Annotated in this window: 17 protein-coding genes; all 17 read left to right on the forward strand. The window is 57.4% G+C overall.

The window, feature by feature from the left end:
• Positions 1–224 precede the first annotated feature (224 nt).
• The 17 genes from PverR02_RS11780 to PverR02_RS11860 all read left to right on the forward strand — a co-directional run bounded on the left by PverR02_RS11780 (position 225) and on the right by PverR02_RS11860 (position 20,918).
• Positions 225–1,871, forward strand: a complete 1,647-nt coding sequence (locus tag PverR02_RS11780) for a DUF1302 domain-containing protein (protein WP_161493720.1) — start codon at positions 225–227, stop codon at positions 1,869–1,871.
• A 77-nt stretch (positions 1,872–1,948) separates the two neighbouring features.
• Complete coding sequence (locus tag PverR02_RS11785) at positions 1,949–3,298, forward strand: DUF1329 domain-containing protein (protein WP_161493721.1); 1,350 nt, start codon at positions 1,949–1,951, stop codon at positions 3,296–3,298.
• A 180-nt stretch (positions 3,299–3,478) separates the two neighbouring features.
• On the forward strand, positions 3,479–4,699 hold the full coding sequence (locus PverR02_RS11790) for a WD40/YVTN/BNR-like repeat-containing protein (RefSeq protein ID WP_152031998.1): 1,221 nt from the start codon (positions 3,479–3,481) through the stop codon (positions 4,697–4,699).
• Positions 4,700–4,753: 54 nt separating this feature from the next.
• Positions 4,754–7,291: an efflux RND transporter permease subunit gene (locus PverR02_RS11795; RefSeq protein WP_079443436.1), complete on the forward strand. Its 2,538-nt coding sequence runs from the start codon at positions 4,754–4,756 to the stop codon at positions 7,289–7,291.
• A 103-nt stretch (positions 7,292–7,394) separates the two neighbouring features.
• Positions 7,395–8,171 carry an SDR family NAD(P)-dependent oxidoreductase gene (locus PverR02_RS11800; protein ID WP_079443437.1) on the forward strand — a complete coding sequence of 259 codons (777 nt, stop codon included), beginning with the start codon at positions 7,395–7,397 and terminating at the stop codon, positions 8,169–8,171.
• Between the two features lie 13 nt (positions 8,172–8,184).
• Positions 8,185–9,420, forward strand: coding sequence for an NADH:flavin oxidoreductase (locus PverR02_RS11805; RefSeq protein ID WP_079445006.1), 1,236 nt, complete (start codon positions 8,185–8,187; stop codon positions 9,418–9,420).
• Positions 9,421–9,648: 228 nt separating this feature from the next.
• Positions 9,649–10,728 carry a helix-turn-helix transcriptional regulator gene (locus PverR02_RS11810; RefSeq protein WP_079443438.1) on the forward strand — a complete coding sequence of 360 codons (1,080 nt, stop codon included), beginning with the start codon at positions 9,649–9,651 and terminating at the stop codon, positions 10,726–10,728.
• Between the two features lie 381 nt (positions 10,729–11,109).
• Positions 11,110–11,961 (forward strand): alpha/beta fold hydrolase, encoded by an 852-nt coding sequence (locus PverR02_RS11815; protein ID WP_079443439.1) that lies wholly within the window; start codon positions 11,110–11,112, stop codon positions 11,959–11,961.
• Between the two features lie 84 nt (positions 11,962–12,045).
• Positions 12,046–13,080, forward strand: coding sequence for a ferredoxin--NADP reductase (locus PverR02_RS11820; protein ID WP_079443440.1), 1,035 nt, complete (start codon positions 12,046–12,048; stop codon positions 13,078–13,080).
• 71 nt (positions 13,081–13,151) lie between these two features.
• On the forward strand, positions 13,152–14,039 hold the full coding sequence (locus tag PverR02_RS11825) for a VOC family protein (protein ID WP_079443441.1): 888 nt from the start codon (positions 13,152–13,154) through the stop codon (positions 14,037–14,039).
• An 82-nt stretch (positions 14,040–14,121) separates the two neighbouring features.
• A complete protein-coding gene (locus tag PverR02_RS11830; RefSeq protein WP_079443442.1) occupies positions 14,122–15,324 on the forward strand; it encodes a flavin-dependent monooxygenase in 1,203 nt (400 codons plus the stop codon).
• Between the two features lie 59 nt (positions 15,325–15,383).
• Positions 15,384–15,941, forward strand: coding sequence for a hypothetical protein (locus tag PverR02_RS31780; protein ID WP_152031999.1), 558 nt, complete (start codon positions 15,384–15,386; stop codon positions 15,939–15,941).
• A 61-nt stretch (positions 15,942–16,002) separates the two neighbouring features.
• Positions 16,003–17,202: a Rieske 2Fe-2S domain-containing protein gene (locus PverR02_RS11840; RefSeq protein ID WP_079443444.1), complete on the forward strand. Its 1,200-nt coding sequence runs from the start codon at positions 16,003–16,005 to the stop codon at positions 17,200–17,202.
• A 183-nt stretch (positions 17,203–17,385) separates the two neighbouring features.
• Entirely contained in the window at positions 17,386–18,552 is a 1,167-nt protein-coding gene (locus tag PverR02_RS11845; protein WP_161493722.1) for an FAD-dependent oxidoreductase, read from the forward strand.
• Positions 18,549–19,088, forward strand: coding sequence for an FAD-binding protein (locus PverR02_RS32880; RefSeq protein WP_079443446.1), 540 nt, complete (start codon positions 18,549–18,551; stop codon positions 19,086–19,088). Before PverR02_RS11845 ends, PverR02_RS32880 begins: the two co-directional genes overlap by 4 nt.
• A 148-nt stretch (positions 19,089–19,236) precedes the next feature.
• On the forward strand, positions 19,237–19,986 hold the full coding sequence (locus PverR02_RS11855) for an electron transfer flavoprotein subunit beta/FixA family protein (RefSeq protein ID WP_079443447.1): 750 nt from the start codon (positions 19,237–19,239) through the stop codon (positions 19,984–19,986).
• Positions 19,987–19,988: 2 nt separating this feature from the next.
• Positions 19,989–20,918, forward strand: coding sequence for an electron transfer flavoprotein subunit alpha/FixB family protein (locus PverR02_RS11860; protein WP_079443448.1), 930 nt, complete (start codon positions 19,989–19,991; stop codon positions 20,916–20,918).
• Positions 20,919–20,957 lie beyond the last annotated feature (39 nt).

The raw sequence follows: 20,957 nt of genomic DNA on the forward strand, positions 1-20,957 counted from the left end.
CGAGTCGAGCATGCCCAGAATTGATTAGGTGGCGATTAGTGTTGGAAACGGGGGAGAGGTCGCAGCGAGTGCTTGAAGTTGGCTAATCAATATAGGGCATGCCGGCAGGGTGCTTTGTGCTGAAACTAACCGTGACGTCGAGGAGTGGGGATCTGCCAGCCCTAGCCTGTCACCAGGACAAGCTGAACAACAATAAAACCAGACTTGGACTTGCGGAGAGCAACATGCACAAGAAGAAGAGTACTGCAGCCCATAGCGGTTACAGGTTTCTGGTACCGGTGTTATTGGCCGGTGCGATGGTGAGTCCATTGGCTCAGGCCATTTCTATCAATACCGGCAACCCTGAATTGCAAATCAACTGGACCACCGAATTCCGTTTGGGAATGGGCTGGCGTACGGAAAGTATTGCCAAGGACATTGGTAATGATCCCACTAACCATCAGTCAGACTATTTCGCCAGGAATGGCGATATGTGGAAGCGTCGTCTCGATGTGCTGACTGAGATGGACCTGATTTACAGGGACGATTATGGCGCGCGGATCAGCGCCACAGGCTGGTACGACAACGCTTACGACGATCATGACCTCAAGAGTAATCCCGATTTACGCGGCATCTCTGCCTACGCAGACGGCAAGCTGTCGCGCTCGGCCCAGCGTTATTACAACGGGCCGTCCGGCGAGATTCTCGATGCGTTTGTCTTCGGCACCTTCAATCTGGGCGATACCCCGATTTCAGCCAAGCTTGGGCAGCACTCCCTTGTCTGGGGTGTGGCTCAGATCAACTCCACGGATGCGATTTCCTGGAGCCAGCAGCCCAGCAACTTGCAAAAAGGCGCGGAAACGCCGGGTGCATCGCCCAAGGAATTGGCCATGCCTCTGCCTCAGATTTCTTTCCAGAGCCAACTGAACGATACGTTTTCCCTGGCGGGCTATTACCACTTTGACTGGAAGCCAAACCGGCCCAGTGAAGGCGGCACGTTCATGGGCGGACCTGACTTTCTCTACGCAGGCGACGGGCGAATTTTTGCAGGCGCGTTTCCAGGCCTGGGTAATTTCTACATCAACCAGGGCGAGGTCATCGAACCCCGGGACAAACAGCGTGGCAACTTCGGCGTGCAGCTCAATATGACGCCGCAGTGGTACGCCGGGACCATCGGGCTGGTGTATCGGCGCTTTGATGAAATGCAGCCCTGGCCTGTCAACTTCGCGGTTGATCCTGCCGACCCCATCACCGGGCTTCGCTTCCATCAGGTCTATAACCGTGGCGTTGATCTGTTTGGTGCCTTTACCAACTTCAACTGGCAGGAAATCAGCTGGGGCGCGGAGGTTTCCTACCGTCGCGGTACCGCGCTGGACAGCACGGGCGGCCCGATACTCAGTGGCAACCTCGACGGTGCAACCGGTAATACCGTGCATGCGCTATTGAATGCCCAGGCCGCGCTGCCGACCTTGCCGCTGTACGACACAGGCATCGTGCTGGCCGAACTCGGTTACACCTACCTGGATAAGGTCACCCATAACGAACAAGTCTTCAGCCAGTGTGAAGACGCCAAAGATGGTCCAGGTTGCGGAACCCGCAATGCCAGCAGCCTCTCGCTGGTGCTCATGCCGACATGGCTTCAGGTACTTCCCGGGGTGGATCTGACCGGGAACCTGACCGTGGCCGGTTACGGCCTGCACGGTAACTCGGCGGTCCTGATGGGTTCGGCTGAGCGTTCGTACGCCTGGTCAACGGGAGTCACGGCCGACATCAACATGAAATACAAGGTCGGCCTGCTCTACTCGGATGCTGGCGATGTTGAAGACCGCGTGGGCGCGATGGGCAGCACGGATCGCGGACGCGTCACCCTGACTTTCCAAACCAGCCTGTAAAGGTGCCCTTCAGGCTCGGCGTCTGCCGGGCCGTGGAGACGCTTGTCTGCATGCAGAGCTCTAGACGGAGATACACGATGAAAAAGACTCAATTGACACTGACATTAGCCCTGGCTTTGTCGATGTCGGCTTCTGCCTTGGCAGCGGTTTCAGCTGATGAGGCTGCACAACTGGGCGGTGACAAACTGACCGAATTCGGCGCCGAGAAGGCCGGGAACGCCGATGGCAGCATTCCGGCGTGGAAACCGGACTGGAAGGGGCCGGCCATGCCGGAAAATGGCGGGATTTACCCCGACCCGTTTCCTGACGAAAAACCGCTGTTCACCATTACTGGCGCGAACGTTGCGCAGTATGGCGACAAGGTCAGTACGGGGACCCGTGAACTGTTGAAGCGCTGGCCGGATTACAAGCTCGAAGTCTATAAAACCCACCGTGTGGTGGATTTTCCCGATTGGCTGAAGGCGGCCACGGTCAAAAATGCGACCCGCACCAAAAGCACCTTCGACGGCGAGGATCTGGAGGGGGCCATGGGGGGCTACCCGTTCCCGATCCCGAAAACCGGCAGTGAGGTGGTCTGGAACCACAACCTGCGCTACTACGGGCCGGCTTACCGTTCACGTTTCTCGGGTTACATGGTCGACTCCGCGGGCAACCGCATCGTGACCCATGACATTGATAACTACACCGACTCGCCTTACCACGACAATCCGGACGAGGAGCAGTCGTTTTACCAGCGTCGGTTCAGTACCTATGTCGGCCCGGCGCGGAGCGTGGGAGACAAGTCGCTCACCTATATGGTGATGCATGCGAAAAAAGACGGTAACAGCAAGCAGTGGCTCTATACCCAGGGGCAGCGGCGCGTCCGCCAGGTGCCCGAGTTCGGCTATGACAGCCCCATGACAACCGCCGGTGGGGTTTACTTCTTTGATGAGCTGGGGATGTGGGAAGGGCAGCTGGACCGCTACGACTTCAAGTTGGTCGGCAAGAAAGAGGTCTATATCCCCTATAACAATTACAAATTCCTGATGCATACCTCGGCTGACGACGCTTATGGCAAGCAATTCGCCAACCCTGAAAAAATGCGTTGGGAATTGCACCGCACCTGGGTGGTGGAAGCGACCCTCAAACCCGGCATGCGCCACGCGCAAAGCAAGAAAGTGTTCTATGTCGATGAGGACAGTTGGTCGATAGTGTTGTATGAGGGTTATGACCAGGCCGGCAAGTTGATGCGTACCTCTCAGGGGCTCGTAACTTACGACTGGAACACCAAGTCCGTGCCCAATACGCCGATGGTCATTTATGACCTGGTGAAGGGGCAGTACGCCACCTCCATGCATATGGCCGGTGGTACTGGCTACGTACGTGTACCCCGTTGGCCCAACGGTAAGCTGACCCCGGATTCCATGGCCGGTAGCGGCATACGTTAACGCAGCTGTTGCCTGATAGAACGAGAACCCGGCGGTGCCTGCACCGTCGGGTTCTCCTTCGTCTGAAGAGGAAGTAAGAGGCTGCCCACGCTGCGCGGGCCGTCGGCACTTCTGGGATCAGGTGCAAGGCCTGTCTCATAACCTTTTGGCCGTTGTGTGCCGATCTAATCAAGATTAGGCATGCCGAGAATCAACGAGCAGCGGACACTGAGTTGGCGACCTCAGCCTGAACGCCATCATGGCCCGGCGCGTAACTGCAACCCTCTGAAAAACAACAACAGCAGACTCGATCTTGCGGAGAGAAAAAGTGCAAAGGGAGCCTTCATGCCTAGCCTGATGTTTATGAAAAAGTCACGTGCATTGCTGTTCGCAGGTGCCTTGTTGGCGACTCCTGCCGCCGTCAACGCCAATTCCTTTGTCGATCCGCTCGACTTGCCTGTCGCCGGTGTACACCAGGCTGATCACAAACCCATGCGAGATATCGCCAAGGCCGGCAAGCGCCTGGTGGCGGCAGGGGACAACGGGGTCATCATTTTCTCTGATGATCAGGGGGCGACCTGGGCCCAGGCCAAAGTGCCTGTCAGCGTCGATTTGAATGCGGTGTATTTCGCTGACGATCAACGCGGCTGGGCTGTCGGGCACGGCGCCGTCATTTTGCGCAGCCTGGATGCGGGGACGACCTGGACAAAGCAGCTGGACGGACGTGGCCTGGAAGCGATTGTTGTCGATTACTTCAAAAGCAAATCCGGACTTGATGAGCAAAGTGCCGAAAATTATCTGACAGCCATTCTCAACATGACGCGCCCGGGCCCCGGGCAGTTTTTCATGGGCGTCTGGTTCGATACCCGGGGCAATGGTTTTGCAGTGGGCCCCTTTGGTTTGATCATGGCCAGCCACGACAGCGGTGAATCCTGGCAGCCCTGGAACACGCAAATCGACAACAACGATCTGTTTCACCTGACGTCAATTCGCGGAGTGGATGGGGCGCTTTTCATCACCGGTGAACGTGGTCGGGTATGGCGCCAGGACCCGTTAACCCAAAGCTTTGTGGCGAGTGAGACGGGCTATCAAGGCACGCTGTTTGGCCTGGCCGGTGACAAGGGAAATCTACTGGCTTACGGCTTGAAGGGGCATGTGTTTCGCAGTGTTGACGGTGCACAGACCTGGACGGCGGTGGGCAGTGACTTTAAAGGCAGTGTGACCGCAGGGGCTGCGCTGGAGGGGCGCGGTTTTGTACTGGTGAGCCAGTCCGCTCAGGCCGCGATCAGCCATAACGGGGGCGCAACCTTCACGCCACTCGAGGTCAAGCAACCGACCTTGTTCACCGGCGTGGTGGGTTTGTCGGCCGAGCGACTGGCGTTGGTTGGATTGAACGGCGTGACGATTATGGAGACCCCATAGCGCTTTGGTTGTACTGGTTGAGCACTACTGAGCCTGGGTGAGAGGAATAATAAGATGACCACCTCCGTGGAAAACAATGCAACACCTGTTCTTGAAGATCGGCAGCAGTTTGATGTCCGCTCTGGCAACTTCATTGAGCGTCTGATTTTCAATAACCGGCTTCTCTTTATTCTGTTGAGTACGGTCTTGACCGTGTTTTTGGGATACAAGGCGACGCAGCTACACGTCAACGCAAGCTTTGAACGGATGATGCCGAACTCTCACGAGTTCATTCGCAACTATCTGGACAATAAGGCAGACCTGGTCGCGCTGGGCAACTCCGTGCGGATCATGGTGGAAAATCCTCATGGCACTATCTATGACCCCGCCTATTTACAGGCGCTTCAGGAGATCAATGACAAGGTCAACCTGGCCCCAGGCGTTGATCGGGCCTGGATGCGGTCGCTGTGGATGCCGGGGGTACGCTGGAGTGAAATCAGTGAAGCCGGGATGGAGGGCGGTTCGGTCATGCCCAACGGCTACGACGGTTCACCGGCAAAACTCCAGGAGCTGCAGCTCAATGTCATGCGGGCGAACCTGGTCGGCGATCTGGTTTCCCTGGACATGCGCTCTTCGGTGATCCTGGTGCCGCTGATGGATAAGGACCCGGTCACCGGCGCACCCCTGAATTACCAGGAGTTCGCAGACTTTCTGGAACAGGACATTCGTGGCCAGTACGAAGTGCCCGGGCCTGACGGCCAGATAAAGGTGCGCGTGCACATCATCGGGTTCGCCAAGCTGATCGGCGACCTGATTTCCGGCTTGACCCAGGTGATGGGCTTCTTTGCCATCTCGGCTGCCATCGCTGCCGTCATTATCTTTGGCTACACGCGTTGCATTCGCAGCACCTTGCTGCTGCTAGTCGCTTCGCTGAGCAGTGTGGTCTGGTTGCTCGGCCTGATGCAGATGCTGGGCTACGAAATCGATCCCTACTCGATTCTGGTGCCGTTTCTCATCTTCGCGATTGGCATGTCCCATGGCGCGCAAAAGATGAACGGCATCATGCAGGACATCGGTCGAGGTACTCACAAATACGTGGCGGCCCGGTACACGTTTCGTCGCCTGTTTGTCGCCGGGCTCTCGGCCCTGCTGGCCAATGTGTTCGGCTTTGCGGTGCTGATGATCATTGATATTCCGGTTATCCGCGATCTGGCGATCACCACCAGCATTGGTGTCTGCGTCCTGATTTTCACCCAGTTGATCATGGTTCCGGTGATGCTCTCTTACCTGGGTGTCAGCCGATCGGCCGCGCGCCGCAGCGTTCGCAACGAAGCCGAGTTGGCGGCAGGCAGTCAACACAATTCGTTCTTCAAGGCGGTCGGTACGCTGCTGGTCAAGTGCACAAGCCCTTCGTATGCCCGCGTGTTGGTGGTGTTGGCACTGGCGGTGGGCGTGGGGGCCTTTATGGTGCGCAGTGACTTGCAGATCGGTGATCTGGATGCCGGCGCCCCGGAGCTTCGCCCAGGCTCCCGGTATAACCAGGACGTGATGTTTTTCAATCAGAGCTTCGGCCGTTCGACCGATCAGTTCGCCGTCATCGTCAAGACCAAACCGGGTGCCTGCTCCACCTTTGAAACCTTGACCGAGATTGATCGCTTGACCGAGATGCTTCGTGATGTGCCGGGTGTGCAGTCCGTTGCCAGCCTGTCCAGTTCGGTGCGGTTCATCAACTCCAGCTACGGCGAGGCAAATCCGAAGTGGATGAGCATCCCGCGTCAGGATGAAGTGTCCGCACAGGCTTCCCAGTACGCGGCCTTGCAATCACCTGAACTGAGTAATTTCAGTTGCTCCATTTCCCCCGTGATCGCTTACCTGGCCGACCACCGCGCCGATACGCTCAATGGGGTGGTCAGTGCTGTTCAAGCGTTTGCGGCACAACATGACAACGAAGACCGGCAGTTTCTTCTGGCGGCAGGCCCGGCAGGGATTGAGGCCGCGACCAACCTGGTGGTGGCCGACGCTAACCTGACCGTCCTGCTGTTGCTCTACGCCTCGGTCGTGGTGCTGTGCCTGATTTCTTTCCGCAGCTGGAGGGCCGTGGTGGTGGCCCTGGTGCCGCTGGTCATTACCTCGCTGCTCTGCGAAGCCTTGATGGTGTACATGGGCATCGGGGTCAAAGTCGCCACGCTGCCGGTTATTGCATTGGGTGTGGGGGCGGGTGTCGACTACGCGCTGTACTTGCTGAGTGTTCAACTGACCCTGCAACGCCGTGGCGCCAGCCTGGAAGAGGCTTACAGCGGAGCCTTGATGTTTACCGGCAAAGTCGTCGCGCTGGTTGGCCTGACGCTCGCCACCGGGGTGTTGACCTGGGTGTTCTCGCCTATCAAGTTCCAGGCCGACATGGGGATTCTGCTCACGTTCATGTTCCTCTGGAACATGATTGGCTCGCTGGTCTTGATCCCGGCGCTGTCCCACTTCTTGTTACGCGGGGAGACGCGTCCCCACACCGCGACGGATGACTCGACCGTGGTGACGGGCAGCGATGATCAGATCAGGGGCTTAAGCCCATCGTCCAAACGCAGTGATCTGGCGGCAACCGCCGGGAGTGTTTAAATACTCGGAGTGCGGGGAGGGGAGAGCAGGCTGATTTTTGCTTTCACTCCAGCTTTGCGAGGCGCCTGATAATGATTCAATTCTAATAATAAGGATTTAAACCATGACCTTTGCAGCTCGTTTTCAGAATAAAAAGATCATCGTCACCGGCGGTGCGTCCGGTATTGGGCAGGCGGCGGTTATTCGCCTGGTGGCTGAAGGCGGAACCGTGCTCGCTCTCGACCGCAACGCCGAAGGACTGGCGCAAACTCTGGAGCTGGCCAATGCAGCGGCAGACTACGGTGGGCTTGCGTTGTCGAAGCAGGTTTCGGTCACCCATGAGCAAGAAGTGCGAGAAGCCCTGCACCATTTTGTGCAAGAGCAGGGGCAGTTGGACGTGCTGATTAATATGGCCGGCATCCTGCGCTCCAGCCATACCACCGACACGTCATTCGACGCGTTCATGGAGCTGGTCCAGATCAACCTGGGTGGCACATTCTTGTGCTGTCGCGAGGCCCTGCCTTATCTGCTGCAAAGCAAGGGCAACATCGTCAATGCCGCCTCAACGTCTGCATTCTTTGGGCATGCATACATGGCCGCTTATTCGGCGAGCAAGGGGGGGGTGGCCGCATTGACCCAAGCCTTGTCCCGCGAATACCTGAACCGTGGCGTGCGGGTCAACGCTATTGCCCCCGGCGGGATCGGGACACCGATGGTCGCCGCTCAAGCCCATGGTTTCCCCGAGGGCGTTGACTTCAGTCTGTACGCACACCTCTCCCGTCCAGACCGCCAATTGGGTGAACCTCAGGAAGTGGCGTCGGTGATCGCGATGCTGGCCTCTGAGGATGGGGCGTTCGTGAACGGTGCGGTACTGCGCATTGATGGCGGAACCCACGGCTGAGGGAGTGATGAACATGACGACTGCTGATATCGGAAGGGGTTCTCCTTTTTCCCCTCTCACATTGGGACCTATCACCCTGCGTAACCGGTTTATCAAGGCCGGTGCTAACGAGGGGATGACACCTGACGGGATGCCGACCCAGGCTTTGGTCAAGCACCATCGCGACGTCGCGGCCGGCGGTGTGGGCATGACCACCGTCGCTTATGGGGCCGTGTCGCCGGATGGGCGAACGTTCCGGCACCAGTTCCACATGTCACGTGAGGTGTTGCCGCATTTGCGGGTGTTGACTGACGCGGTGCATGCCGAAGGTGCAGCCGCTTGTCTGCAAATCACCCATGGCGGCTCTTTCACCATGCTGCGTCCGGAAAAGGGCTATCCCCGAACGGCCTCATCGGGTATCAACGCTTTCGGGATGCTCCAGGGCATTTGGTTTCAGCGAGCCATGACCGACTTGGACATGCAGCGGGTCGCTGAAGAATTTGCCCGGGCCGCCGTTCTGGCCAGGGAGGCGGGTTTTGACGCTGTTGAAATCCACATGGGACATGGCTATTTGCTCAACCAATTTCTGTCGCCGTTGAGCAATCATCGTCGTGATGAATATGGCGGCAGTACGCAGAACCGAAGCCGCTTCCCAGCCATGGTGCTACGGCGAGTCAAGGACGCGGTAGGCGCGCGCCTGGCGGTGGGGTGCAAGATCAATCAGACCGATGCGAAGCAGGGTGGGATCGATGCCGAGCAAGCTTCAGTGACGGCAAAGATTCTGGAGCACGATGGCGCTGACATTCTGACCTTGAGTGGCGGGCACAACATGCATAGCCCTTGGGCGTTGTTTGGCAGCCCTATGCCATTGGAAGATATGAAAGCCCACGCCCGGGGGCTCGCGCGTATAGGGCCTTGGGCCTTGGGCCTGCAGCAGCCCAAGGACCTGGCATTCCATGAGCTGTATTTTCTGGAGCATGCCCGCCAGATTCGTCAGGCTGTGCGTATGCCTCTTGCACTGGTCGGCGGCGTGAAATCAATGGCGGCAGCCCAGCAAGTGATTGATGAGGGGTTCGACAGTATTGCGCTGGCAAGAGCCCTTATTCATGACCCGGATTTCGTCAACAAGCTGGCGAGCGGCGCGCTGATCCGCTCGGGTTGTACCAGTTGCAACCGTTGTGTGATGGGTATCTACGATCCCAACGGAGTGCGTTGTGTGTTCAATGAACCTAATGATCCGGCACTCAGTAAGGCGTTGGCGGCGGATTGACCAAATGATGAGATAAGCGTAATCACTCGCCTACGGATAACGATAATAAAAAGAGGTGGTTTCATGCAGGCAATGAAGAAGTCATGCGCGGGAAGTTCACTAAAACCGAACTTGTCCGCTGTGCTTAACACCCGACCTAGTACGGTTCTTCGGCCAGGCCAACCGGAGATTCTCGCCCACGATACCGAACAGGTAGTCGCTCTTGGATGCGTCGATCAGAGCCGGGTGATGCTGTCCATCTATCAGAGCCTCCTCTCCAGTGAGCCCTGGCGGGATACCGCCTGCCACCTTGCCGCTTACATGGACGCTTCGGCGATCATTGTGATCAGGCCTTCAACCAGTACGGACCTGGGTTTTCTGGTATGTCACCCTCGCAACCCGGAAATCGAGCATGCCTACCGAGCGCATTACTGGACGATCGATCCCTTTGTTGAGTTGCCCATTGATCAGGTCGTCACCATCGATGAATATCTGGGCGCAAGCACCTGGCTGAACTCTGAGTTCTACAAGCGTTTCATCGGTGAAGGCGGCGTTCGTCACGGGCTGGGTGTCAACATTGTGTCCCGCAACGGCACCGTCTGCCGCGTACGGATGTATCGTCTGCCTGATCAGCCGCCTTTTACCGACGCGGATAAATCGCGGTTACGTGAGTTGCTCCCGCATTTCGGGCAAGCACTGAGTCTGGCGGCGCACCTGGAGCGTCACGAGACACAAAGCGAGCTGTATGAAGACGCGCTCAGTCGGCTCCACATCGGGGCGATTGTGCTGGATGAGGACAAGCATTTACTGCGCTGCAATCAAGTGGCCCAGACGATGCTGAATGAAGAGGACGGCCTCAAGCTGGTGGCAGGAGGACTGGAAGCGCACTACAAGACTGAGCGAAGCCTATTGCATGATTTGATTGCTTCAGCGGGTACGGCGGCTCAGGTGATGTCTATCTCCCGGCCCTCGGGCAAGCGCAAGTTCGGGCTGGTCGCCCGGAGCATTCCACTGCGTGCGGAGTCGGAAGGTAAGTGCCGGCCCGCGTGGGTCGTCTTCATCTGCGACCCGGATGCTCAGACCACCGCGCCTCGCGAGATCTTGCGTCAGGTGTTCGACTTCACACCCTCCGAAGCCACGTTGACCATGGAGTTGGCCAAAGGGCTTGCCCTGGATGAAGCCGCCGAATTGTTGGGCATTCGCCTCAACACGGCCCGTACGCATTTGCGTTCAATCTTCAGCAAGGCGGGCGTCACGCGGCAAGCCGAACTGGTCAGGATTGTTCTCAATGGCGTCATCGGCCTTTCCAGCCTGAGCCCCAACGACTAGCGCATTGCCAGTAGTCAGGGGAGGAGATGCCTCCAGGCATCCTTCTCTGTTCGAACGCTTCCTGCCATATGGCGCGGGAAGCGAATTAACAGCCATCCGTACAGACGATCCAGCACCGGCGCGCAGAGGCTTGTGGTGATCACCCCACGGCACCGTTGGCGCGGCCCAAACGTGTCGATCATTCAAGACGTGTGTTCCCGATCAGGCTGACGCTTGAGCCGGTTTTTTCCTCGTCGAGGGCGCGATCGTCAGCCGTACTTCCTTAGGCCGATACGTTCTTCCTTTTCTCTGCATTCTGGCTCCACACCTAATCTATGTTGAGCATGCAGGGCCCTTAGCGAAGCCTCATATTCAGGACATAACAACACGTGGAGAACGGTTATGTCCTTGCAATCTGCTGTCTTATCTTCGCCCATCCCGGTTGGCAACTTTCTTGAAGTGCAAGATACCTATCGTCTGCATTACCACGAAATAGGCCAGGCGAATGCTGATCGCCCTTCCTTGCTCTTTCTGCATGGCAGTGGCCCCGGCGCCAGCGGCTACAGCAACTTCCATCTGAACTATCGGTACTTCGCCGAGCAGGGCTATCACGTTCTGGTCCCTGATTACCTGGGTTACGGCTTGTCTGATAAGCCTGACGATATTGAATACACCTCGACTCTGCACGTGGAGGTACTGCGCGAATTTCTGCAGAAAAAGAATGTGACGCGCGTGGTGTTGGTGGGCAATTCGCTGGGTGGATCCATCGCCTTCCAGTTCGGGCTCACTTATCCCGAGCAGGTGGCCAAACTCGTGGTCATGGGGCCCGGTGGTGTCGAGGCGCCAGAACTGTGGGCGGGGCAGATGAGTGGTTTGCGGTGCATGGGGGCATTTATCCAGGGGCGCAAGACTGACAAGGGGTCTTTCAGGGAGCTGCTGCATCACATTGTGGCGTCGCCCGAGATGATTACCGATGAGTTGATTGATACGCGTCTTCCGGTCTGGCTTGAGCAACCGATGGCGGTCTTCAGCACCATGAAAGTCGAGGTGTTCGCTGAGCGCCTGGCAGAACTGAAGATGCCCGTGTTGTGTCTGTGGGGGCAGAAGGACAACTTCCTGCCGGTTCGTCACGCCCTGGTCGTTGCAGGGTTGGTGGGCAACGCACGGGTGATCATTTCAACCGGCTCCGGGCACTGGTTCATGCTCGAAGAGCCTGACTACTTCAATCAGGAAGTACTGAGTTTTCTCGGCTGAGCAGAGGGGCGCTTGCCGTTCGGATGTATCGATGGCGAGCACCAGGTGGAGTGTGGCTCCGTTGTCATTGCAAGAGTTAAGGCTATGTCTAAATCCCTTTATCACCGGCTTCGGGTTGAGTACGTCATCGAGGAAACGCACGACAGCAAGTCGATCGTGTTTGCCGAGCCCAGTGACAATCGAGCGTTCACCTATAAACCCGGGCAGTTTCTGACGCTACGGGTTCCAACACAGAGCAAGACCATTGCGCGTTGTTACTCACTGGCGAGCTCGCCTGTGGCTGATGGAGCGCTGAAGGTTACCGTCAAACGAGTGCAGGACGGTCTGGGCTCCAACTGGCTATGCGACAACGTGCGCGCTGGCGATGAGCTGGAAGTTCTGGCGCCGGCAGGGGTGTTTTGTCCCGCTTCATTGGACGTGGATTTTCTACTGTTTGCCGGTGGTAGCGGCATTACGCCGGTCATGTCGATCCTCAAGTCGAGCCTGCTACAAGGCAGCGGTCGTATGTTTCTGTTTTATGCCAATCGCGACGAGCAGTCGGTGATTTTTCGCGATGAGCTGTTGCAACTGGCCCAGGCCTATCCACGACGGCTCACCGTCATGCATTGGCTAGAGTCGGTGCAAGGGCGTCCGACCTTGGAGCAATTGGGCAGCCTCTGTGCCGAGCACATTGATTCCCATGCCTTTGTGTGTGGCCCGGGTCCATTCATGGATGCGGTGGAGCAGGCGCTGATTTATCTGAAGGTGGATCGGTCGCGCATCCACGTTGAGCGTTTCGTGTCCTTGAACAGCGACCCCGGAGTGCTGGTGGACGTGCCTGACGACACCGCGCACGACAACCCCAGGATTGAGCTCAACGCTGAGCTCGACGGCGTCACTCACACGCTGTCCTGGGCACCAGGCGTTGATCTTCTGGACGCCTTGCTGGGGGCAGGCGTGATGGCGCCTTTTTCCTGTCGTGAAGGCCGTTGCAGCGCCTGCATGTGCCGAGTCAGCGAAGGCGAGGTGAGCATGCGTCACAACGAAGTCCTGGGTATTGAAGACCTTGCTCAAGGTTGGGTGCTGGCCTGCCAGGCGCGCGCAATCAGTGACAAGGTTTCGATCAGTTTTGACGGATGAATGTCGCCGGCGATTATCGCCTGCGCATGCCCCACGTTCTGAACAACAAAAAAGCCTAAAAGGGGATGGAGATGAGCATTAATCAACTGGCATATGTGGTGGTCGAATCCACCGATGTCGAGAAATGGCGACACTTTGGTACGCAGGTTGTTGGCTTGGCCGAATTGCCGGCAGAGGATGGCGCGATCTATCTGAAAGCCGATGGTCGTCACTATCGAATCCTGGTCATTCCAGGCACTCGCGACGGGCTCTATGCCTCGGGCTGGGAAACCACGTCCCAGGAGCAGTTCGTAGGTGTCAAGGAGACCGTTGAAAAGGCTGGTGTCGAGATCATCGAGTCGTCGGCACTGGATCGCGCGTTGCGCAAAGTGACCGGGCTGTTTTCCTTTGTCGACCCGTCCGGGAACCGACAGGAAGTGATGTGGGGGCCGATCTCCGACTTCGCACCTTTCCTGTCGCCGGTCGGGGTAGAGCGCTTTGTCACCGGTAATATGGGCATGGGGCATGTGGTGCTGCCGTCGATGAATTTCGACGCCTCATTTCAGTTCTGGCGTGAGGTCTGCGGCTTCGGACTCTCCGACATTCTGCATGCCCAACTGTCTCCCGAGCATCGTGCACGTATTCATTTCATGCACTGCAATCCTCGTCAGCATAGCCTTGCCCTCGCGGAAATTCCTCAACCTAGCGGTTGCGTCCACATCATGTTGGAAGTCCCCGGTCTGGACGACGTGGGGCGAGCGCTTGACCGCGTCGCCGCGCACAAGGTGCCTCTGGCAAGCAGCCTTGGCCGTCATGTTAACGACGATATGGTCTCGTTCTATGTCTGGACTCCCGGTGGTTTTGCCCTCGAGTTCGGTTGCGGTGGCCTGGTCAAGGATTGGGAGAACAATCATTCGGTTTTCGAAACTACCCGTGGCAGCCATTGGGGGCATCACTGGTCCCCGCCGCCCGGACAGTAGGCCGCTCTCCCCACCCTGAGGAGCAGAGCACCGACGAGTGCCTTGCAGAACATTGGTTTCACTATTTCGGAAGATAAAAACCATGCAAACAGTCGAAATGAAACAGCCTGTTCTGGACATTCCAGACGGCGAAGAGCTGATCAGCCGCGCACGCGCCATGATTCCCATGCTGCGCCAACGGGCCAAGCTGGGTGATGAGCACAGAAACCTGCCGCAGGAAACCATCAATGATATAGAGGCGGCCGGCCTGTTCCGCATCCTTCAGCCCAAGCGCTACGGTGGCTATGAGCTAAGCCCTAAGGTTTTTTACGATGTGGTCATGGCGCTCGCCGAGGGTGATATGTCCGTCGGCTGGGTCTATTCGGTCGTCGCGGTGCATGCCTGGCAGATGGCGCTGTTCGATGATCGGGCCGCTCAGGATGTGTGGGGCAAGGACTCTTCGACCCGGATCTCCTCTTCCTACATGCCGACCGGTCGCGCAACGCCGGTCGAAGGTGGCTTCATGTTCAGTGGGCGCTGGGGTTACTCCAGCGGTTGCGACCATTGCGAGTGGGTGTTTCTGGGCGGCCTGGTGCAGCAACCTGAAGGCCAACCGATGGATGCCCGGACTTGGTTGATTCCACGCAAGGACTACGAAATCGTCGATACTTGGCATACCGCTGGCCTCAAAGGCACTGGCAGCAAGGACATCGTCATTAACGATGTGTTCGTTCCTGAGTATCGCACCCACAAAATGTTCGACGGTTTTACTTGCAATAGTCCAGGTAACCAGTGGAACACCTCGCCGCTCTACCGGATGCCTTTCGGTCAGGTCTTCAGTCGGGCCGTTTCCACTGCCGCCATTGGGGCGTTGCGCGGCATGCTCGACTGCTTCCTGGAAACCGCCAAGGTGCGAGTCAATGTCGTGGGTATCAAAACCAACGAAGATCCCACGGCTCAATTGATCATTGCCGAAGCGAGCAATGCGATCGATGAGTTGTCCCTTGTGCTCAAGCGCAACTTCGATGCGCTGGAAGGTTACGCCGAGCGCGGGGAAGTTCCGCCCATTGAAGAGCGCGTGAAGTACCGCTTCCAGGCGAGCTTTCCGCCTGAACGAGTCTCGTACCTGGCGTCTCGTTTGTTCAAGGCGGCGGGGGGCGCGGCGGTGTTCACGAACAACCCGTATGGCCGGTTTCTGGCGGACATCAATGTGGGCCGCCAGCATGCGGCAAACCAGTTCCAAATGTTTGGTGTCAACTGGGCGAAGGTGCAGATGGGCCAGCAGAGCCAGGATTTCTTCCTTTAATGCGTCAGGCCGTCGGCGTTTACCCGACGGCCTTATGGTGACCAGGACTGGAGGTGCACATGTCCGTTGCTTATCTCGCGAAGGGTGCTCAGAAGCTCAAAATTGTCCGAACCGATGAGGGACAAGTCTCGGGGTATCTGCAGTGCTCGGTTTGCCTGGATTTTGGTGCGCAAGAACATCTCGTTCTTGAGGAAACGCTGCTGGATGTGCCGATTGGCTATGTCCTCAATCCACAGAACGGTGTGTTTCTGGCCGACGAAGTTCAACGCGCTATGCGTCTGGGTATCGCCCATTGGCTCTCGCAAGTAATGACTCTTGAACGCGTCAGCGCTAGAAAAAGCATTCAAGAGCAGGGACCCAGGCAAGTCTCATTTTGCCTGCCGATTCATGATGGCAGCGACTGTGAGCTACATGTCGAAGTTGACACCAATACGCCGGCCGATCGCGTTGATCAAGCGGCCTTGGAGTGGGTAAAGGGCTGGATTGCACAACAGCAACGGCAACGGCAGCCACTGGACGCCGAACTGCTGGAGGTGATCGGGCAAATCAAACTGGTTGATGCACCTCATTTACGCCGCGGCCTTGCCCTGATGAACCCGTCCGCAAGTTTCACTTGAAGCTCTATGACGGTGCGCCCGTCAGTTTTCTGAAAAAAACAAAAATAGAATGGAGGTTTGTATGAGTAATCTGGCCAATAATCTGGATGATAAAGCCCACGTCATCGTCAGCGACCTGAGTGAACGCTTTGCTCGTGGTTGGCACTGCCTGGGGCTGAGCGATCAGTTCAGAGACGGAAAACCACATACCCTTGAAGCATTTGGTACCCAATTGGTGGTTTTCGAGGGTGAGCACAGCAAAAAACTCAATGTACTCAATGCGTTCTGCCCGCACTTGGGTGGCCACCTGGGTGAAGGAACCATCAAGGGCGACAACATTGCCTGTCCGTTCCATGACTGGCGCTGGGCAGGGGATGGAAAGTGCGCCGGGATCCCGTATGCCAGGCGTGTTCCGCCTCGTGCTCGCACGCAGAGCTTCATCACCTGTGAAGAGAACCGGCAACTGTTTGTCTGGCACGACCCCGAGGGCAATCCTCCTCCGGCGGATGTGATCATTCCTCGGTTGGAAGGGGCCTTCAGCGATGAATGGACCGACTGGTCCTGGACCACTGAAACCGTCGGCACCAACAGCCGGGAATTGGTCGACAATCTGGTGGACGTCGCGCACTTTTTCTATATCCATGGGTACGGTAAAGGTGGGGCGAGTTCCTATTTCAAGAACGTTTTCGAGGGCAACTTTGCAACGCAGTATCTGGAGACCGGCCCGCAAATCGAACAGCCTCCCTACCAGAAAGATGCGACTTATACCGGCGATATTGCTGATCTGGCCTGCATGTCACGCGGTGAGACGACCTACCACGGCCCGTCTTACCTAGTCTCGCGGCTGATGGTTAACTTTACCGGTGACGACCCTATCGAAAGCTATGAAATCCTGGCTCACTACCCGATCGATGCAAACAGTTTTGCCTTGCACATGGGTTTCATTACTCGTAACCGTGCTGATCTGAATGCCGAGCAAAATGCGGCCCGCGCCGCGATGGTGACTGAGGTTTTTCGCATCGGCACGCTGCAGGACGTGGCCATCTGGAAAACCAAGACGCGCATCGACAACCCTCTGTTGTGCGACAGCGATGGTCCGCTCTATCAACTGCGCCGTTGGTACCAGCAGTTCTTTGTTGATGTGGCAGATATCAAACCCGAGATGGTTAACCGCTTTGAAGCAGAAACCGATACCCGCCATGCGTTGCCTGTTTGGGAGCAGCAAGCGGCAGAGAAAATCGCCCAGGAAGCCAGGGAAGCAGCCGCCAAGCCTGATGCCTGACCTAAGTTGAGGTGTTGCGTCGCTCCCCGGGCGACGTTACACCGACTCTGTGCACACTCATCTCGTTTCTTTGACCTGCAACTCAGTCGCTGGATCAGCTTTGCACCGATGGATGTTTTTAAGGTACGGGGTGTCTGTGTATGGGAAGCAGTCAGAGGCCATACAGCTTCCAGGAGGTTCAGCATGTCATATGAGTTCGGGCCGGATTCACCCCAATGGTTCAGCAACGTCGAGTCGCCGGAGCGCGTCGAGAATGTGCAGGCGGTTGAGTGGGATTTCACCACTGATTTTGCGGTGGTTGGCTATGGTGGTGCGGGAGTGAGTGCGGCACTTCAGGCCGCCGAAAGGGGGCTGCAGGTGCTCGCGGTGGACGCGTTTTCGGGGGGAGGAGCCACGGCCATGAACGGCGGTATTTTCTACGCCGGTGGCGGAACGAGCGTCCAGCGCCAGGCAGGGGTAGAGGATACGGTAGAGGAGATGTACAAATACCTGCGCATCGAGACTCAGAATGTTGTCAGTGCGCAGACACTCCAGCGGTTCTGCGCGGGCAGTTCAGCCGATCTGGACTGGCTGGCCGGTCATGGTGTTCGGTTCGATAGCACCTACTACCCGAAGAAAACCTTTTATCCGCCCGCCGGAAGTTTTCTGTACCATTCGGACAGCGCGTTGGCAGCCACGCACGCGGCTATCGCCAAGCCTGCGGCGCGGGGCCACAAGTATTGGCATGAGCCGTCCAATCAATCGGTTGGATTCGGCATTCACTTGACTGAGCCCTTGCAGGCGCGAGCAGCGGCGCTGGGGGTTGAGTTCTGGCCACGGACTGAAGCCCGTCGACTGATCGTATCGACGGGCGGGGATGTATTGGGCGTTTCAGTGATCCGCATCCCACCGGACTCACCCGAGGCCGTGACATACGCTCAGGCCCAGGAGAAAGCACGGAAAATTCTGCAAAGACTACCGACATCAATGCCCGGTTTCGCGCGGCTTGAGCGCAAGGCTCAAGTGTTCTGGCGCCAGGCAGAAGCGCTGCAGCGCGAGCATGGAAAGCACTATCGAGTCCGCGCGTATCGTGGGGTATGCCTGAGCGCGGGTGGGTTCGTCTGGAACCGTCAGATGGTCGAAAGTCATGCGCCCAAGTACGTCACTAGCATGGCCATGGGGTCTCCGGGCGGTGACAACGGCAGTGGCATACGCCTGGGACAGAGTGTCGGCGGGGTGGCGGGCCTGATGGAGCGAATGAGCAGTTGGCGATTCATCAATCCGCCCTCGCAGTGGCCCAAAGGCATCCTGATCAACGCCAGCGCTATGTTAACGAAGAGCTATATGGCGCGGCCATTGGTTTGGCCATGAACGAACATCAGTCCGGTGAAGGCTACATACTTCTGGATCGCGCACTTTATAGCGGTTCCTGGCGGGAAGTGGTGCTCGATAACCTGTTCCCGTTCATGCGTATTTCGCTGGTGCTCGCTTTACTCTTCCAGGTCCGCAAGGGCAAAACCCTGGGGGCATTGGCGAGAAAAATGAAGATCCCCGAGGCGACCATGATGGAAACCGTAGCCCGCTACAACCGGGGGGTGGATGGACTGGAAGCCGATGAGTTTGGCAAGAGTCGCTCTGAGTGCCACGCCCTGCGAGAAGGCCCTTTCTATGCGGTGGATGTTTCGTCATCCAGCAAGATGTTTCCCTGTCCGACAATGACGGTGGGAGGTCTCCGTGTGAATGAGCAAAGCGGGCAGGTTTTACGTGCCGATAGTTCCCCGATTGGTGGTCTCTATGCAGCAGGTAGAACTGCGATTGGCTTGCCATCGAACTTATATGTCAGCGGGCTTTCCGCTGCAGATTGTGTTTTTTCCGGGCGCCGGGCAGCGTTGCACGCGAGCCGGTAGTTTTGAATACCTCGACGATATGCTGCTGGGTAGTACCCGAACATTTCTTTTACGCAGGCAGCAGGCAATTTACCTGAACACCGTCGTGGGTGTGTTCCATTAACTCAGTCCAATAGGGGCTGTCCAAAAAGCTAGCTTAGAGGAAGCGATGAAGGTACTTGTTTCTATAAAGCGTGTAGTCGATTACAACGTGAAAGTTCGCGTCAAGGCGGATAATTCCGGCGTCGACCTCGCTAACATCAAGATGTCGATGAACCCGTTCTGCGAAATCGCCGTGGAAGAAGCCGTATGCCTGAAAGAGAAAGGCGTTGCGACTGAAATCGTCGTCGTTTCCATCGGTCTGACCACTGCCCAGGAGCAACTGCGTACTGCGCTGGCTCTGGGTACTGATCGCGCCATCCTCGTCGAATCCGCTGAAGAGCTGACTTCCCTGGCCGTTGCCAAGTTGTTGAAAGCTGTTGTCGACAAGGAACAGCCTCAGTTGGTGATCCTCGGCAAACAAGCCATCGACAGCGACAACAACCAGACGGGCCAGATGCTGGCGGCGCTGACCGGTTACGGCCAGGGGACTTTCGCCTCCAAGGTCGAAGTCAGCGGCGACAGCGTTTCCGTGACCCGCGAAATCGACGGCGGTGCGCAGACGGTTTCCTTGAAGCTGCCGGCCATCGTCACCACCGACCTGCGTTTGAACGAGCCGCGCTACGCGTCTCTGCCAAACATCATGAAAGCCAAGAAGAAGCCTCTCGAAGTGCTGACTCCGGACGCTTTGGGCGTTTCCACCGCCTCCACCAACAAGACCGTCAAAGTCGAAGCGCCGGCAGCACGCAGCGCGGGTATCAAGGTCAAGTCGGTGGCTGAACTGGTCGAGAAACTGAAAAACGAAGCGAAGGTGATCTGATCATGACTATTCTCGTAATCGCCGAACACGATAACAAGGTGCTGGCCCCGGCCATCCTGAATACCGTGGCCGCTGCCGCCAAAATCGGTGGCGACATCCACGTGCTGGTTGCAGGCCAGGGCTCTGGCACCGTGGTTGAAGCCGCTGCAAAAGTCGCTGGCGTGAGCAAAGTACTGCTGGCCGACAACGCCGCTTACGCTCACCAGTTGCCGGAAAATGTCGCGCCACTCGTTGCAGAATTTGGCGCTGGCTACAGCCACATCCTGGCTGCCGCAACCTCCAACGGCAAAAACATCCTGCCGCGCGTCGCTGCGCAGTTGGACGTTGATCAGATCTCCGAGATCGTTTCGGTCGAAAGCGCCGACACCTTCAAGCGTCCGATCTATGCCGGTAACGCTATCGCTACCGTACAGTCCACTGCCTCGGTAAAAGTCATCACCGTGCGTGGCACCGGTTTCGACCCGGTAGCAGCAGAAGGTGGTTCGGCGGCGGTTGAAGCAGTTGCGGCTGCTCACCACGCTGGCACTTCCAGCTTCGTCGGCGAAGAACTGGCCAAGTCCGATCGTCCGGAACTGACCGCTGCCAAAATCGTCGTTTCCGGCGGTCGCGGCATGCAGAACGGCGACAACTTCAAGCACCTGTACGCCCTGGCCGACAAGCTGGGCGCTGCCGTCGGTGCTTCCCGCGCCGCGGTCGACGCAGGTTTTGTACCCAACGACATGCAGGTCGGCCAGACCGGCAAGATCGTTGCTCCACAGATGTACATCGCCGTCGGTATCTCCGGAGCGATCCAGCACCTGGCCGGCATGAAAGACTCCAAGGTGATCGTTGCGATCAATAAGGACGAAGAAGCGCCGATCTTCCAGGTGGCTGATGACGGTTTGGTTGCGGACTTGTTCGCAGCCATCCCTGAGCTTCAGATACAGGTCTAATCGGATTTCAAAGTAACCGTGTGGATTGGACTTCGTAGT

It is taken from the genome of Pseudomonas veronii (assembly GCF_002028325.1).
Lineage (GTDB): Bacteria > Pseudomonadota > Gammaproteobacteria > Pseudomonadales > Pseudomonadaceae > Aquipseudomonas > Aquipseudomonas veronii.